This is a genomic window from Candidatus Dormiibacterota bacterium (assembly GCA_035544955.1).
In the GTDB taxonomy this organism is placed as follows: Bacteria; Chloroflexota; Dormibacteria; order CF-121; family CF-121; genus CF-13.
In genome coordinates this window covers 68,810-84,407 of the sequence record DASZZN010000034.1, presented here as the reverse complement: position 1 = coordinate 84,407, position 15,598 = coordinate 68,810, and the positions used below count along the sequence as shown (strand labels likewise).

Below are 15,598 nucleotides of genomic sequence, written 5' to 3'. Positions count from 1 at the left end.
CGCTGGCGCCTAGATCATCTGCCCGGTCACCGTGACCGGCTGGATCTTGAAGGTGACCCGGTGTTCGCCGGGTTCGAGCTCACGGAACTTCTTGCCGGTATAGCGATCGGAGAGGCGATCGATGACCTCGTGTTTCGGGTCGGGGATCAAGCTGACCAGGCGACCTCGGATCTGTGCGTAGCGGTCCGGGGTCTTCGGATCGACGAGGAGCATCGTCAGCTCGCGGTCGCGTTGCAGGTTCTTCGGCCAGGCACGATTGGTGTTGCTGTTCAGCCAGACGAAGCCGTCTTTCAGCTCGAACCACACCGGATTCAACTGCACGGAGCCGTCGTCCCGTTTGGTCGCAATCACGACCAGGATCGGCAACGCCGCCAACTTCCGAACCGCCGGGCTGAGCGCCGCTGCCTTCTTAGCGCCAGCCATCGATCGCGCCCGTGACGCGTAACGGCTCGATCTGAATCTTGATCCGGCCGGTGCGGGGGCCCTGGTAATCCTTCTTGAGGTAGCGATGCGAGAGCTGATTGATGTGCTCCCCGCCGGGGTCTTCCGCCCAATTGACCATGCGCCCCTCGACCTGCGCCCAGCGGAACATTTCCTTCGGATCGATCAAGAGCAGCGTGATGCGCGGATCCCGCTGTAGGTGTTTGAACCAGCCACGATTGGTCCCGCCGTTGATCCAGAAGATCCCATGCTTTTGCTCGAACCAGACCGGCACAATCTCGACGGAACCGTCCTTGCGGTTGGTCCCGATGATCGCGGGAAAGACCTCCTGGGTAAACGCCTGCATTTTCGGGCTGAGCTCAACTGCCATCAGACGACCTCCCACTTGAATAGACGGGTGGCGAGCACCACCGTGATCCCGAGCCAGATGAATATACCGAGTAGATCGCCACGCACCGCCCAGAGCGAGGCGCCGTCGACACTGATGCTGCGCAGGGCGTCCGAGACATAAGTCAGCGGCGAGTATTGCGTGATCGTCTGCAGCCACTCCGGCATGCTGGAGCGCGCAAAGAAGATGCCGGAGAGGAACATCAGCGGCAGGGAAACGAGGTTCGCGATTGGCGCCGCGGTCTCCTCACTTTTGGAAGCCCCCGAAATGGCGAGGCCCATCGCCAGGAAGACGCCGCCACCAACGATGCCAACGATCAGCAGGTAGAGCAGGTTTCCCGCGAAATGGAAGTGAAAGACAAAGAACCCGACCGCCAGCAGGACCACAATCTGCAACGCCACCGTCGTTAGCCGGGTGACCAGCTGCGAGAAGAAGAAATCGCGAACCCGCATGGGCGTGGCCATCAGGCGACGAAGGATCCCTCGCTGCTTCCACTGGACGAAGGTGAACACCACGCCGAAGAGTCCGGTCTGCATGATCGACAGGGCAATCATGCCCGGCACCAGGAAATCGACGTAGGTCAGGTTGCGGCTTTGGACCGGCTGGGCCTGCAGCGTAAAAGCCGGCGCGATGCCGGCCTGGGCAAAGGAGGCTCGATCCATGAATTGGTTCATGATCGCGATCGCGACCTGCGAATTCTGGGGATTGCCCTGGTTGTAGTAGCCGGCGATGGCGGTCGATCCCTGGCCGATGGACGCCGGAAGGACCGCGACCAGGTCGCGGTTTCCCTGGGTGAGCTCGCGCTTTTCGGCATCCAGGCTGCCCAGGTGCAGCTTGACCGCCTTGATTCCCCGAAGATTGCTGATGATGGTGTCGCTCACCTGGTTGTGGGCCTGGTCGACGACGCTGATGTTGACCGAGGCGGTGCTCCCGCCAAAGTTGATCAAGCCGAAGATGCCCATGATCATCAGCGGCACCAGCAGGCTGAAGAAGATGGCACCGCGGTTGCGGAAATAGGCCTTTAGCGACGACCAGGTCAGCATCACGAAGGGGCTGCGTTTCACGCTAGCTTTCGCGAAGTCCGTGACCGGTCATGTCGAGGAAGACGTCCTCGAGGTTGGCCGATCGCTCCACCCGCTCACCCTGAAATCCCTTGTCGAGGAGCCGCTGTATCAACGCGTCGGGCGGCTCCATCGCCAGGATCTTGCCGTGGTCCATGATCGCGACCCGATCGCAGAGGGTCTGTGCCTCGTCCATGTAGTGGGTGGTGAGAAAAATCGTCCGGCCCTCGGCACGGATCGATTGCGCCAGCTCCCAGAGGTTCCGGCGTGCCTGCGGGTCGAGTCCAGTCGTCGGCTCGTCGAGAAACAGGATTTGTGGCTCGTTGACGAGCGCTGTGGCGATGCTGAAGCGCTGCTTCTGGCCGCCGGACAGTGTGCTCACCTTCGAGCGCGCCTTCTCGGCAAGGTCGACTTTCTTGAGGATGGCCATGGCGTCGACCGTTCGCCTATAGAGGGCGGCGAACAGGTCCAGCAGTTCGATCAGGCTCAGGCCGTCGAAGAAGGCGGACGATTGGAGCTGCACCCCGATCACGTTCTTGACCCTCTGGGGATCCCTGCGAACGTCGATGCCACCCACGAGCGCCTGGCCGTCGTCGGCGCTGCGCAAGCCTTCGAGGATCTCAACCGTCGTCGTTTTGCCGGCACCATTGGGACCCAGCAGTCCAAAGATCTCTCGCTCCTTGACCCGGAACGAGATACCGTCGACGGCGATCAGGCTGCCGTAACGCTTGCGCAATCCCTCGACGACGATCGCAAAGCCCTGCGTCTGCGTACCGAGGCCCGGCTCGCCGGGCCGCGTGACAATACTCATGCAGCAGCCATTATCGCTGCTGCTTCTGTTTGTCCTCGGAATTCAGATTGCGGGCACCGCCGTCATCGTCTTCTCCAGGACGACCATCACCTCGCCCGGTTTGAACCCGAGTTCGCGGTTGATCGCCAGCATGCCCGCGTTATCGGCGCGGTTGTCGGTGTGCACGGAGGAGATCCCGTGCTGCGCCGCGTAGCTGGTCACCAGCAGCTTCAATACCCGCGCGATCCCACGCCGGCGATGACTGCGAAGCACGCCGGTGTCGCCGACCTCGGCATCGCCATCGGGGCGGCGAAGAAGATAGCTCAAACCGACGATGTGATCACCGTCACGGGCCACAAAGAAGCTCTCGAGCAGAACGGAGGGGCGCTCGAAGATGCTTCGCGTGAACGTCTCCAACGGAGGATCCTCCCAATCGACGTGCGCCTCGTGCGGCATGTCACGCCAGATGGCGGTGTTGCACCGATAGAGCTCTTGACGAGTGTGCTGGCCGTCGATATCTGGAAGCGCAACGGTCTCGATGCCCCCGGCGCGCAGGCGGCTCCGGAGCTGGTCGAGGGTGCGGAGATCCACGGTGCTCGGCTTCTGGCGCGATGTCTGGTAGCGCTCGAGCTCCTTAAAGCCGCGCTTCTGGAGAAGCGGTCGAGCTGCCGCGAGCTCCGGCTCGCGCGTTTCGGTTTCCAGCCATCTGACGGCGGCTCTCGCCGCGAAGCGCTCGACCTCGTCGGCCAAGCGGGCACCCAACCCTTGCCGCCGGTACGCCGGAGCCACCACGACGAATCCGCGGGAGCGATCGATCCACCGCTCCCCATCCTCACCGACGGCAGCCTCCGCCGTCCCCGCCAGCACGCCCTCGGTCGTCCATGCACCAAGCCTCAGCCGTGGCTCATCCACCGGGCGCAAGGTCTCTTCGAAGAGAAACCCCGGGACATCCTCCTGCCAGTGCCGGAACTGGTTGGCAAGGTCGAGCCAGGGCTTCAACTCTTCCGTCTTGACGGGCCGGATCGAAAAGGGGGTGCCGGGCACCCCCTCACACTACCTAGAAGTTCAGTGAGACCGAGCCACTGATGGATGCGCTGTAGACGACGCAGCCGACAAACCAGATATTGGCGCGATAGTGCGTGAGCGTCGCCCTGAATGTTCCCGTGCCGGTTCCGCCGTCGACGCCGACACCGACCAGCTGGCCCGTGACGGCATATTGCTGATTGGTGCAACCGGTAAATCCCCTGATCTGGGTGACGGTCCCTGACCAGGGTTTGAACGAGCCCCGGATCTCGTCCGGCCATCCGTTGATCACCGTGTTGATTCGAAAACTACCGCCGGTGATCGAGACGGGATGAGTCGTGAGGACTTGATGCCGGACATCGATGTACCAGGCTCCGGCGAAACTTCCGGTGGCCTCGCCGACGAACTGGCCCTCGGTTGGCGTGGCATTCGGCAACTCTGTGCCGTGGATCCACTCGGTGTAGGCGCTGCTGGCGGCCGCGGTCACGGTCATGACCAGGGTTGCACCGAGAGCGAGCGCGATCGAAAGCGCGGGTCGTTTCATGTTCCCTCACACCCTATTGAGTTGATTGAGCGCCTCTTCGAGGATGTCGAGACCGCGATCGAGTTCTTGCTCGCTGATCGTCAGCGGAAACAACAAGCGGATGACATTGTCGTAAAGGCCGGCCTTCAGCAGGACGAGGCCGTGCGCGTGGCAGTAGCGCAGCACCTCATTGGTCAGCGCCCCCGCCGGTTCGCGGGTTGCACGGTCGGTGACCAGCTCCATCGCGATCATGGCACCGAGCCCTCGGACGTCACCGAGCTGCGGATGACGGTCCCTCCAGGCGCGCATCCGTGCCAGCGCACGATCGCCGAGCCGGTTGCCGCGTTCGGGAAGGTTCTCCTCCATGACGACGTCGATGACCGCCAGGGCCGCGGCGCACGCCAGGGGATTGCCGCCGAACGTCCCACCCAACCCGCCCGGGTTGGTGGCATCCATCAGCTCGCTGCGCCCGACGACGGCACCAAGCGGCAGCCCGCCGCCCAGTGACTTGGCGAGGACGATGAGATCCGGCTCGACGCCGGAATGCTCGACCGCGAACATCTTTCCGGTGCGACCGAAGCCGGTCTGCACTTCGTCCGCGATCAGCGGGATCTGGTACTCGCTGCAGAGCTTGCGAAGGGCTGGCAGGAAATCCGGCGGCGGCACCACGAAGCCGCCTTCGCCTTGCACCGGCTCGACGATGATGCCGGCGACCCGATCGGCACTCACGGTCGTTTTGAACAGCTGGCGTACGGCCTCGACGCAGGCGCCTCCCAGGCTCTCGGCGGCCATGCCGGCGGGACGTCGGTACTCGTAGGGATAGGACACCTGATAGACCTCGGGCGCGTACGGGCCGAAATTCTGCTTGTAGGGCGCAACCTTTCCGGTGAGCGTCATCGACATCAGGGTGCGGCCGTGAAAGGCATTGTGAAAACTGATCACGGCCGGGCGCCCGGTCGCCTGGCGCACCACTTTGACGGCGTTCTCGACCGCTTCCGCTCCGCTGTTGAGCATGAGGGCCTTCTTAGGAAAAGCGCCGGGCGTGATCTCACAGAGCCTCTGGGCAAGGCGCACATAGACCTCGGGCATCATCACGGGCCCGCCGGAGTGGACCAGTCGCTCGGCTTGCTCGCGGATGGCCGCGACGACGCGGGGGTGGCCATGGCCGACGTTCAGCACGCTGATGCCGGTGGCGAAGTCGATGTACCGGTTCCCGTCGACGTCGGTCAGGCTGGCGCCGCTTCCGGCAGCCGCGAAGACGGGCATGGTTGACGCCATCCCACGGGGCACGTAGCGGTCTCGCTCAGCCTGGAGTTCCCGCGATCGAGGCCCGGGCCAATCGGCCATCACCCGCATGATAAGCACTCGACCGATGGCTCTTGACGGCGATCATCGGAGCCGCCATGCTTGGTTCGCCGCGAGGCCGGGAGACGTACGGGCGCCGTTCGCGGTTGTAATCATCGATTAAGGAGAGGGCAAGCATGTCTAGCCGCACACCAACGATCGAACGACCAGCGGTTCGAGCGGAGACTCCCGAACTCAAACGCGGAGCGCTCAAGCTGCTCGACACCGTGGTCATCGCCGTTTCCAGCACGGCACCCGCCTACAGCGTCGCCACGGCTATCGGTGCGCTGGCGCTCGCCGTCGCCCTGGCTGCCCCGGCTGCCATCTGGGTCGGGTTTCTGCCGGTCATGGGCGTGGCGATTGCGTACTACTACTTGAACCGCGTCGATCCCAACTGCGGCGCCTCCTACAGCTGGGTGGGCAAATTCGTGAATCCGAAGCTCGGGTTTTTTAGTGGCTTTGTACAGATCGCGGCAAGCCTCATCTTCCTTTCGTTCGCGGCGCCTCAAGCGGGGCAGGCGACGTTGCAGTTATTCAACGCCTTCAACCTGACGGGTATCGGGCCGCTCAACCTCGACACCACTTCCGTGGCGAGCCAGGGGGCCGCGGTGGTCATCGGCGTGCTCTGGTTGGCCTTCGTGACGTATATGGTTATGGTTGGAATCCGCGTCGCTGCCAGATTCCAGTACGTACTACTCGGGCTCGAGTACTTCATCGTCCTCGGCTTCGCCATCGTCGGTTACTTCCACGGAGGCGGCTCCACCTTTTCCCTCAGTTGGCTCGACCCGCGCTCCTTCGGTTCGGTCGGCGCGCTGGCCGCCGGTGTCGTGATCTCGGTTTTCTTCTACTGGGGGTGGGACACCGCCGCCAACCTCAATGAGGAGACAACCGACGGCCGTGAGAACCCCGGGCGTGCCGGCATGCTTGGGATGATCGCCTTGCTCTTCATCTTCCTCGTGGCCGCCATCTCGATTCAGATGGTGCTTACCCCCGCGGAGATCCAGGCGAACAGCGCCACGACGCTGAGCGCCTTTGCCAAGAAGCTCGTAGGCGATCCATGGGCATCGCTCGCCATCCTTGCCTTCCTTTCCTCGACGGTGGCCACCGTGCAGACCACCTTGCTGCCCAGCGCGCGGACGGCCTTCTCGATGGGCCGCGACGGCGTGCTAGGCGGGATCTGGGCGCGTGTCCATCCGACCTGGCGCACACCGGCCGTCGGTACGCTCATTCTGGCGACCATTGCAGGCGTGGTTGCGCTCCTTTCGCCCGCCATCGGCGCCCTCAACGCAATCGTCGCGGCCGGCGTGACCGGGCTCGGACTGTTGGTCTCCGTCTACTACGGCCTTGCGGCCGTCGCCTGCGTCGTCTACTACCGTCGCGCCCTGAGGCATAGCGCAAAGGGCCTGATCTTTGCCGGCATCGTGCCAGCCCTTTCGGCGATCGCTCTCTTCGTGCTTGGCGGCTACCTGATCTACTACTACTGGACGCAGACCGATAAATTCGAGGTCAACGCCACGAACGGAAAATTCGTGGTGGCCGTCCCCGTATTAGTCATGGTCGCCGCTGTCGTGGCGCTGATCTACTCAGTGGCTCGCCGGCATTCACCCTTCTATCGGTTGGCGCGGATGGAAGCGGCGCCGGATGCCTTCTCCAATGTGCCGGCGGCGGATGCGGAGCGGGTCAGCTGAGTCGGAAGCTTTCGTCAACAGGCGGTGGTGCGAGAGGAGGTTGAGAGCGTCATGGCAACAACGGCACTAAAGCGCCGTCAGATGTTCATCGGCGGCGAGTGGGTTGACGGCTCCGGCAATGAGTCGCAGCAGATCATCAACCCGGCGACCGGCGAGGTCATGGCCGAGGTGCCGAAGGGTACCCAGGAGGACGTTGACCGCGCCGTCAAGGCTGCTCGCACGGCCTACGTGGACTGGTTCGAGACCGTCCCCAAGGAGCGCAGCGAGATGCTGCTCAAGCTGGCGGATGCGATTCTCGCCGACGCCGAGGAGATGGCGAGCATCGAATCGGCGAACGTGGGCAAGCCGCGCGCCCTCTTCCTCTCGGAAGAGATCCCACCCTGCGTGGACAACCTGCGGTTCTTCGCCGGCGCCGCCCGCACGCTCGAAGGTCGGGCGGCCGGCGAGTACATGCGCGGTTACACCAGCATGATCCGACGGGAGCCCATCGGCGTGGTTGGCTCGATCGCCCCCTGGAACTACCCGCTGATGATGGCGATCTGGAAGGTCGCCCCCGCCCTGGCCGCGGGCAACTGCGTGATCCTCAAGCCGTCCGAGTGGACGCCGCTGACGGCGTTGCGGATGGCCGAGCTGGCGGCGGATATCTTTCCACCCGGCGTCTTCAACGTCATCACCGGTGACGGCGAGCCAGTGGGAGCGGGGATCGTCCGCCATCCCGGCGTCAACATGGTGTCGTTGACCGGCGATGTCGCAACCGGCAAAGAAGTGGCGAGAGCGGCCTCGCAGACCTTGAAGCGCGTGCACCTCGAGCTCGGCGGAAAAGCGCCGGTCGTCGTCTTCGATGACGCCGACCTGGAGGCGGTCAACACCTGGGTGAAGATCGCCGGCTTTTTCAACTCCGGGCAGGACTGCACGGCGGCTACCCGCGTCATTGCCGGCCCGAAGATCTACGACAACCTGCTCGCCTCGCTGACGAAGAGCGTTCAGTCGGTCAAGGTGGGCAACCCGCTCGAGGAAGGTGTCGACATGGGCCCGATGGTCGCCAGGGAACAGCTCGAGCGCGTCGAGGGGTTCGTCGACCGAGCTCGCGAACATGGGGCCAAAGTCCTGGTCGGTGGTGCGCCCATCCCCGGCCGCGGCTACTTCTACCAGCCGAGCCTGGTTACCGACGTCCAGCAGGACTCCGAGATCGTCAAGAAAGAAGTCTTCGGCCCGGTGGTCACCGTGCAGCGATTCAAGGATGATGACGAGGCAATCGCCTGGGCCAACGACGTCGACTACGGGCTGGCGGCGTCAGTCTGGACTCGCGACATCGGCCGCGCGATGAACGCCGCGCGCCGCCTGCAGTTCGGCACGGTGTGGATCAATACCCACATCCCGCTGGTCAGCGAGATGCCCCACGGCGGCTACAAGCAGAGCGGCTACGGCAAGGACCTGTCGATGTACTCACTCGAGGAGTACACGAACATCAAGCACGTCATGACCGCGATCGACTAAGTCCGAGTAGTCGCGCCGGGCTTAGACCGTTACCTCGATCAACGGGCTGAACTCGAGCATGGTGTCGACGTCGTCCCGCTTCCAGTGCTTTGCCACTTCCTCGAGAATCTCGCGGCGCTCCTTTGGGTCCGTGATTTCGCGGGCAGTCGCGGGGAGGTCGGCACGAGCCCCGCGTTTGACGTGGAGCGTGAACTTCGGATTCGCGTCCAAGTTGGCCAGCCAGCTGCGGCGCGTGCGGGAGGGTTGGCCGCTGATGTAGAGCCGGCCGCCGATGTTGTGCAAGACGATCTCGAGCCGGCGCTCCTGCCCGCTCTTCCGGCCGGTCGTCGAGATGTCGACGACCGTCAGCGGTCGGGAGAGGGCGTCGCGGACCTTGTCGTCAAGCGGTTGACGAACTGCCATTGACCTCTTTTATACGGCGAGGCTATGCCGGCCCGCTCAGATGAATCTTGATTGGGACGAGCTACCAGGCGAATTGGGGCCTCGTTGACAGGCCAGGGAGGCCGATGTAGCCTTCTCGCACGGTCTTATCAATGACCGGTAAAGATCGCGTACGGGCTTCGGGGAAAAGAAGGAGGGATTCATGCAACGGAACTTCAGGCTGGGTTTAGCGGTCGTCATGGTGGCGTCGTTGGCACTCGCACTGTCGGGGACGGTGTCCGCGTCCGAGTCGTCCCGATCGACCGTTCACGTCATCGAGCACGCCGTCACCGACGCCGTCTTTGATGGCAGCGATCACCCGGGGAGCATTCTCACGTTCCATAACCCGATCTACGACAAGACCGATAAGGTCAAGGTTGGGAGCGACCGCGGCGACTGCACCAGGATTGAAAGCGGATCGGCGGGCACCTGGGAGTGCCGCTGGACGACGTTCCTGGCCGGCGGCCAGATCACGGTCGAGGGGCCCTTCAACGACACCTCGGATACCGTGCTGTCGATAACCGGAGGCACCGGCATTTACAGCCAGGCGCGCGGGCAGATGAAGCTCATTTCGATCAACAACGGCGCTAAGTACCACTTCATCTTCGAGCTGAACCGCGGGCAGTCAGGTAACTAAGGAGATCGTCGACCCATCGACGGGGCTGGCCTTGCGTTCAGGGTCGGCCCCGGGTGATGGCAGTCTCGTACTCCGGAAAGTATCGGGTGATCACCGAGAGCTTGAACTCGCGGAGAATCGACTCCTTGGGCTCGCGGTCGAGGAGGAATCGGAAACTATCCCGGACCAGTTCGCCCGCCGAGCGTCCCCTCCCCCATCGGTCAAGCTCGGCCCCCGACACCTCGACGGTGTGGTGTGTGTCGGAGCCGCCGTCGACAAGGTCGACCTCGCACCGGTGCCCGCTGGCCGTCGGCGTACAGGCGACGTCGATCCGCATGGCTGAAGCTTAATGGGGCATACGGGCTCCGCCCGCCGGTAAACTCGACGCATGGCAATCAAATTTGGCGTCTTCGTGCCCCAGGGATGGCGCACAGACCTGATCCGGATCAAGGACCCGGTCGAGAAGTACGAGGCGATGACGCGGGTGGCCCAGGCCGCAGACACGGGCCGATGGGACTCGATCTGGGTCTACGACCACTTCCATACCGTGCCCGAACCGAAATTGGAAGCTACCTTCGAATGCTGGACGATCACCTCGACGCTGGTGCGGGACACCAAGCGCGTGCGCGTCGGCCAGATGGTCGGCTGCAACGGCTATCGCAACCCGGCGCTCTACGCAAAGATCGCCTCCACCGTCGACGTCGCCAGCCACGGGCGTCTCAACGCTGGGATCGGCGCCGGCTGGTACGAGCACGAATGGCGCGCCTACGGCTACGGCTTCCCGGAACTGAAACAGCGGATGGGAATGTTCAAGGAGGCCTGCGAGATCATCCACAAGATGTGGACCGAGGACTATCCCACCTTCAAGGGGAAGTACTACACGATCGACCGGCCCATCAACGAGCCGAAGGGCGTTCAGAAGCCGCACCCACCCCTGTGGATCGGTGGGTCCGGCGAGCGGGTCACCCTCAAGCTGGTGGCGCAGTTCGGGGATGCCTGCAACGTCGGCGGAGACCCCGAGACGATCCGGCACAAGCTCGACGTCCTCCGGGAGCATTGCGACGGGGCCGGCCGCAACTACGACGACATCATCAAATCGGCAGAGGTCGAAGTCCTGGTCACCGGCAGGGGCGAGGACCCCGAGCGGGTCAGGGCCAAGGCCCGCGGCGACGAGTCCTTCCGCGAGGGAACGCTGGTGGCCGACGCCGACAAGGTGGTGGCGCACCTGGAAACCCTGATCGAGGCCGGGATCGACTATTTCATCATCTATATCCCGGGCGTCGCCTACGACCAGGAGCCGCTTCACCGCTTTGACAGTGAAGTGATTCCGCGGCTGGCGGCGGCGACCCCGGTACACTCGACCACGGGATGACGATCAGCGAACCCACCGTCTACATCGACTTCCTCTGCCCCTGGGCGTACCGGGGAGCCATGTGGCTGGCCGAGGTCGAGAAGGCCGGCCGGATCCGGCCCCAGTTTCGGTTCTTCTCCCTCAGCCAGAACCACGCTGCCCATGAAGGGCATGCCCAGCCGCCGGTCTGGGAGCGCGACCCGATGGCGCAGGGCTTACCGGCGTTCCTGGCTGCCACCGCCGCCCGCGCGCAGGGCGCCGAGCTGGGAGACCGCTTCCGGCTCGCGCTTCAGGGTGCCAAGCACAAGGACTATCTTCCGGTCGATCACCATGCGACCCAACGCGTCGCGGCTGAGCGCGCGGGTCTGGATGTCGCCCGCTGGGAGATGGACGTCAAGACCACCGACTTCAAGACGCTGGCCCGCGAGCACGAAGAGGCGGTACGGCGCGGCGTGTTCGGTGTGCCGACGCTGGTCTGGCCCGAGGGCCGCAGCTACTACGTGAAGATCACGGACATCATTCCGGCGGAGCGGGCGGTTCCCCTTTACGACGCGATCGAAACGGTCCACCGCTTTGGCGAAGTGATCGAAATCAAGACGCCGGAGTCGGAAGGGACCCTCGCCGCCTGACCCAGAACTGGCACGATCCCGCGTTCGCGGAAGCGTGGGACGCCCGCCACCTCGCGGGCAATCCGGCTCGCGCCGAGCACCTCGCACTCTTGCTCGCGATCCTGGAGCAGGTTAAGGGTGGTTGGATTCTGGATCTTGGGTGTGGCTCCGGCCTCGTCGCCCAGATGGTGCTCGATAAGTCGGACGGCGCTCGGGTCTTTGGCCTCGACTCGTCGGCGGCAATGCTTAGCATCGCGAGGCACCGACTCGGTCGCTACGGCGACCGGGTCAACCTGGCTGAGGGCGACCTCACCGCGCTGGATCGTGTCGATGCGCCCGCGAATTGCTCCGCGGTGATCGCCGTGCAGTCGCTGCATCACCTCGAAGAGGCGCAGTATCGGACGGCCGTTCGGTGGACATTCGAGCATCTGGCGCCGGACGGATGGTGCTTCATCATCGACCGCCTGGCGATTCCTTCGGAGACGCTGTATTCAGCGTTCTACGAACTTCGCGAACGACAGGGCCAGGCTCCGAACCCGCCGGATTGGTCAGGTTACCTGGGCTGGCTCGAAGTCAACGGCGACCGCCCGCTGCCGGTGCAGGGCATCCTGCGTCTCCTCGAGGAGGCCGGGTTTGAGGCAGCCGCGCTCGACGTCCGCGGCGACCGCGGAATGCTGATCGGCCGGCGCCCGGCTTAGTCGCCCTCGAACATCACGTCGTCGATGTAGCAGTACATCCAGTTCTCGCCCGGCTCGAGTGACTTGACGATGGGATGGTCGGTCGCGCGGTAGTGCTTGGTCGCGTGCTTGTTCTTCGACGAGTCGCAACACCCGACGTGGCCGCAGACCTCGCACAGCCGCAAGTGGACCCAGGTGTCACCCATCTTCAGACATTCCTCGCAACCTTTGGTGTGCGGCCGCGGATTTCGGATTAGCTCGAGGTGCGTACAGACTTGTGTGGTTGCCATCGTTGATTCGATTCTCCTTCCCTTGTCAGGCGATGGTGGCTAGCTCGTCGGCAGCCTCGAACTGCCGGTGATACAGTCGCGCATACAGTCCGCCTTGCTGAAGCAGGTCGGCGTGGCGGCCCTGCTCGACCACTTCCCCATGGTCCATGACCAGGATGACGTCGGCCGCCAGGATGGTCGAGAGACGGTGGGCAATGACCAGTGAGGTGCGGCCTTCGAATAGCGGCCGCAGCGCCACCTGGATCAAGTGCTCCGATTCGGAGTCGAGGTTGGAGGTTGCCTCGTCGAGGATCAGCACACGCGGGTCCTTGAGGATGACGCGAGCGATGGCCACGCGCTGCTTCTCGCCGCCGCTCAAGCGATGCCCCCGCTCACCAACCACCGTGTCATAGCCTTCCGGCAGTGACGCGATGAAATCGTGGATGTAGGCGGCCTTGGCGGCAGCCACCATCTCCGCCTCCGTCGCATCAGGCTTCGCGTAGAGCAGGTTGTCGCGGATCGAGGCATGGAAGAGGAACGTGTCCTGGAAGACCATCCCGACCTGGCGGCCCAGCGATTGGAGCGTCAGATCGCGAACATCGTGGCCGTCCAGCCGAACGGCGCCGAGCTGCGGATCGTAGAAACGGGGCAGCAGGTTGGTGATTGTGGTCTTGCCTGCCCCCGTGGGGCCGACCAGCGCGGCCAGCTGGCCAGGTTCGATCTTGAAGGAAACGTCTTTGAGCGCAGGGCGGTCGCTTAAGCCGTAACGGAACGTGACCTGGTCGAATTCGACCTGGCCGCGCGCCTGGTCGAGGTGGACCCCGTCAGCCTTCTGATCGATCACGACTGGAAGATCCATGTACTCGAAGATGCGTTGGAAGAGCGCGAGCGAACCGACAACGTTGACCTGCAGATTCGCGAGCGAGCCCACCGGGCCATAGAGACGGCCCAGGAGGACGGTCGCAAAGGTGACCACCGTGCCGAGCGATTCCTGTCCGGTCACCACCAGGTAGCCACCGAACAGCCAGAGCACCGCTGGGCCCGCGGTGCCGAGCACGCCCATCAGCATGAAAAACCAACGGCCGATCATCGACTGGCGAATGTTGAGCAACCGGAGCTCGTCGTTGAGCTTGCGGAACCGCAGGGTTTCGGCGCTCTGCCGCACGAACGCCTTGACCAATTGCATACCGGAGATCCCGAGGGTCTCTTGCATGTAGGCGGTCATCTCCGCCAGCTTCCCCTGGGTCGCCTTGCGCGCCTGGAAGGTCGCCTTACCGACCTGGCGCGTCGGCAGCAGGAAAGCCGGCAGCACGAGGAGGGCTGCGATCGTGAGCTTCCAGTCAAGCGCGAACATCAGGACCACCGTGCTGCCCAGAATGACCACGTTGTTCACGAGGCTGAAGATCGTGTCGGAGACGACGCTCTGCACCCCATTGACGTCATTGCTCAGCCTTGACATCACATCGCCGGTCCGCGTGCCCGTGAAGAACGCCATCGACTGCTTCAGCACGCGGTCGAACAGCTGGTTGCGGAGGTCGAACATGATGCTCTGGCTGATCCGGTTGCTGAAGTACGACTGCAGGACGCCGATCAGGCCGCCCAGCAAGGATGACCCGACCAGGATACCGATCAAGAGCGCGACGTACCCAAATGCGCCGTTGCGCGCGGTCAGATAGTTGATGAGGTCACGGGTCACGATGGCGGGGACCAGCCCCAGCCCTGCCGCCGCGCCGATGCAGGCCAGCACGACCAGCGCGAGGCGCCAGTACGGGATGAAGTAGCTGAAGACGCGCCTGAGGAGCGGCCACTCCAGCTTGACCCCCGGTTCCGGCTCGTGAAAGCCGCCGTGCCACCAGTACATGCTGGTTAGCCTACCCAGCCGAGGCTGGCTTCGAACGAAGCCCCTTTAGCTCTGGCGTTCGCCGACCGTGATCGCGATGTCCTTTCGCTCGCCCGCCCGGACCACCCCAAGCCGGTGCGCCGAGCCGACTTCGAGCGCACCCAGCTTGTCGAAGAGCTCATCCAGCTGCCGCACCGGGTCGCCGTCGATGGTCACGATCGTGTCGCCCTGCAGCAGGCCCGCCGTCTGAGCGGGGCCACCCGCCTCGACCGTGACGATCAGCAGGCCACTGTCCTGCCCGACCTGGCTGGCGAGCGCCTGGCTCAGCCGCACCGGCTGCGCGCCGAGGCCGAGATAGGCCCGGCGGATCCGGCCATGGGTCTTCAGGCTTTCGGCGACCCGCTCGGCGGTCTCGACCGGGACGGCGCGGCTGATGCCGCGTCCAAAGTTCCAGCTGTTGATGCCGACGACGCGGCCCTCGGCATCGACAAGAGGGCCGCCCGAGAATCCCGGCAGCAGCTCGGCGGTCGTCTGGATGAGGCGTTCAACCTGCCCGCCCCGCCAACTTCGGAACGAACCCGACATTCCGCTGACGATCCCAAACGTGACCTGCAGATCGCCCGGCTGACCAAGCGCGATCACGAGGTGGCCGGGACGGATGTCCGTCGACCGTCCGCGTGGTGCGGACACGCCTCCCAGGCCCTCGGTCCTCAACAGGGCAAGGTCGGTGCCGTGATCACGACCGGCGATAGCGGCTTTCACCGTCGATTGAGCACCCGTCACCTGGATGTTGTCTTCGTGCTCGAGGACGTGATCGGCAGTCAGAACAAGGTTGTCGGCCCAGACGATGCCAGTGGCAGGTCGGCCCTGGCGGGCGTCGATCCGCACGATGCTCGAACCGAGGCGGGCGACGAGCTCGGCAATTTCGCGTGAAAGATCGGAGAGGGTTGCCATACCCACACGCTATCGCCTGGGTCCGCCGGCGTCATCACCCAGACGCCCGGGAAACCAGCCGCCCATTAGAGCAGGTGTAACGCTTTGGTCCTGGACCACGTTCTTACG

The 15,598-nt window shown here is 64.1% G+C and carries 18 protein-coding genes; 6 read left to right on the top strand and 12 right to left on the bottom strand.

The genetic code is table 11. From position 1 onward, the window contains the following. Positions 1-9: 9 nt before the first annotated feature. The 7 genes from VHK65_12880 to gabT are packed head-to-tail and all read right to left on the bottom strand — an operon-like array spanning position 10 to position 5,573. A complete protein-coding gene (locus VHK65_12880) occupies positions 10-423 on the bottom strand; it encodes a TIGR03618 family F420-dependent PPOX class oxidoreductase (protein HVS07038.1) in 414 nt (137 codons plus the stop codon). Beyond that, positions 410-811, bottom strand: coding sequence for a pyridoxamine 5'-phosphate oxidase family protein (locus VHK65_12875; protein HVS07037.1), 402 nt, complete (start codon positions 809-811; stop codon positions 410-412). Before VHK65_12875 ends, VHK65_12880 begins: the two co-directional genes overlap by 14 nt. Beyond that, complete coding sequence (locus VHK65_12870; GenBank protein ID HVS07036.1) at positions 811-1,893, bottom strand: ABC transporter permease; 1,083 nt, start codon at positions 1,891-1,893, stop codon at positions 811-813. The genes VHK65_12875 and VHK65_12870 overlap by 1 nt, the downstream gene beginning before the upstream one ends. Position 1,894: 1 nt before the next feature. Next, positions 1,895-2,701: an ABC transporter ATP-binding protein gene (locus tag VHK65_12865; GenBank protein ID HVS07035.1), complete on the bottom strand. Its 807-nt coding sequence runs from the start codon at positions 2,699-2,701 to the stop codon at positions 1,895-1,897. Positions 2,702-2,743: 42 nt separating this feature from the next. Continuing rightward, a complete protein-coding gene (locus tag VHK65_12860; protein ID HVS07034.1) occupies positions 2,744-3,724 on the bottom strand; it encodes a GNAT family N-acetyltransferase in 981 nt (326 codons plus the stop codon). 13 nt (positions 3,725-3,737) lie between these two features. Beyond that, positions 3,738-4,247, bottom strand: a complete 510-nt coding sequence (locus VHK65_12855; GenBank protein HVS07033.1) for a hypothetical protein — start codon at positions 4,245-4,247, stop codon at positions 3,738-3,740. A 6-nt stretch (positions 4,248-4,253) separates the two neighbouring features. Continuing rightward, positions 4,254-5,573: a 4-aminobutyrate--2-oxoglutarate transaminase gene (gabT, locus tag VHK65_12850; protein ID HVS07032.1), complete on the bottom strand. Its 1,320-nt coding sequence runs from the start codon at positions 5,571-5,573 to the stop codon at positions 4,254-4,256. A gap of 134 nt (positions 5,574-5,707) precedes the next feature. Here gabT and VHK65_12845 point away from each other — a divergent pair, with 134 nt between their 5' ends. Together VHK65_12845 and VHK65_12840 are read left to right on the top strand one after the other, a co-directional pair. Continuing rightward, a complete protein-coding gene (locus VHK65_12845) occupies positions 5,708-7,258 on the top strand; it encodes an APC family permease (GenBank protein ID HVS07031.1) in 1,551 nt (516 codons plus the stop codon). A gap of 51 nt (positions 7,259-7,309) precedes the next feature. Beyond that, on the top strand, positions 7,310-8,755 hold the full coding sequence (locus VHK65_12840; GenBank protein ID HVS07030.1) for a gamma-aminobutyraldehyde dehydrogenase: 1,446 nt from the start codon (positions 7,310-7,312) through the stop codon (positions 8,753-8,755). Positions 8,756-8,776: 21 nt separating this feature from the next. On the opposite strand, the gene VHK65_12835 is transcribed toward VHK65_12840, so the two are convergent. Beyond that, on the bottom strand, positions 8,777-9,157 hold the full coding sequence (locus tag VHK65_12835; protein ID HVS07029.1) for a nitroreductase/quinone reductase family protein: 381 nt from the start codon (positions 9,155-9,157) through the stop codon (positions 8,777-8,779). A 181-nt stretch (positions 9,158-9,338) separates the two neighbouring features. On the opposite strand from VHK65_12835, the gene VHK65_12830 reads away from it, so the two are divergent. After that, a complete protein-coding gene (locus tag VHK65_12830; protein HVS07028.1) occupies positions 9,339-9,812 on the top strand; it encodes an allene oxide cyclase family protein in 474 nt (157 codons plus the stop codon). A 37-nt stretch (positions 9,813-9,849) separates the two neighbouring features. Here the strand turns inward: VHK65_12830 and VHK65_12825 are convergent, their stop codons facing one another. After that, positions 9,850-10,128, bottom strand: a complete 279-nt coding sequence (locus VHK65_12825; protein ID HVS07027.1) for a hypothetical protein — start codon at positions 10,126-10,128, stop codon at positions 9,850-9,852. Between the two features lie 51 nt (positions 10,129-10,179). Between VHK65_12825 and VHK65_12820 the strand changes: the two genes are divergently transcribed. The 3 genes from VHK65_12820 to VHK65_12810 all read left to right on the top strand — a co-directional run bounded on the left by VHK65_12820 (position 10,180) and on the right by VHK65_12810 (position 12,448). After that, the gene (locus VHK65_12820) at positions 10,180-11,163 is read left to right on the top strand and encodes an LLM class F420-dependent oxidoreductase (protein ID HVS07026.1); all 984 of its coding nucleotides are present in this window, start codon (positions 10,180-10,182) and stop codon (positions 11,161-11,163) included. After that, positions 11,160-11,771: a DsbA family protein gene (locus VHK65_12815; GenBank protein HVS07025.1), complete on the top strand. Its 612-nt coding sequence runs from the start codon at positions 11,160-11,162 to the stop codon at positions 11,769-11,771. Before VHK65_12820 ends, VHK65_12815 begins: the two co-directional genes overlap by 4 nt. Before the next feature lie 89 nt (positions 11,772-11,860). After that, complete coding sequence (locus tag VHK65_12810; protein HVS07024.1) at positions 11,861-12,448, top strand: class I SAM-dependent methyltransferase; 588 nt, start codon at positions 11,861-11,863, stop codon at positions 12,446-12,448. On the opposite strand, the gene VHK65_12805 is transcribed toward VHK65_12810, so the two are convergent. The 3 genes from VHK65_12805 to VHK65_12795 are packed head-to-tail and all read right to left on the bottom strand — an operon-like array spanning position 12,445 to position 15,490. Further along, the gene (locus tag VHK65_12805) at positions 12,445-12,717 is read right to left on the bottom strand and encodes a UBP-type zinc finger domain-containing protein (protein ID HVS07023.1); all 273 of its coding nucleotides are present in this window, start codon (positions 12,715-12,717) and stop codon (positions 12,445-12,447) included. The genes VHK65_12810 and VHK65_12805 overlap by 4 nt on opposite strands. Positions 12,718-12,742: 25 nt before the next feature. Further along, entirely contained in the window at positions 12,743-14,557 is a 1,815-nt protein-coding gene (locus VHK65_12800) for an ABC transporter ATP-binding protein (protein ID HVS07022.1), read from the bottom strand. Positions 14,558-14,602: 45 nt separating this feature from the next. Beyond that, positions 14,603-15,490 (bottom strand): trypsin-like peptidase domain-containing protein, encoded by an 888-nt coding sequence (locus tag VHK65_12795; GenBank protein HVS07021.1) that lies wholly within the window; start codon positions 15,488-15,490, stop codon positions 14,603-14,605. Between the last annotated feature and the right edge of the window lie 108 nt (positions 15,491-15,598).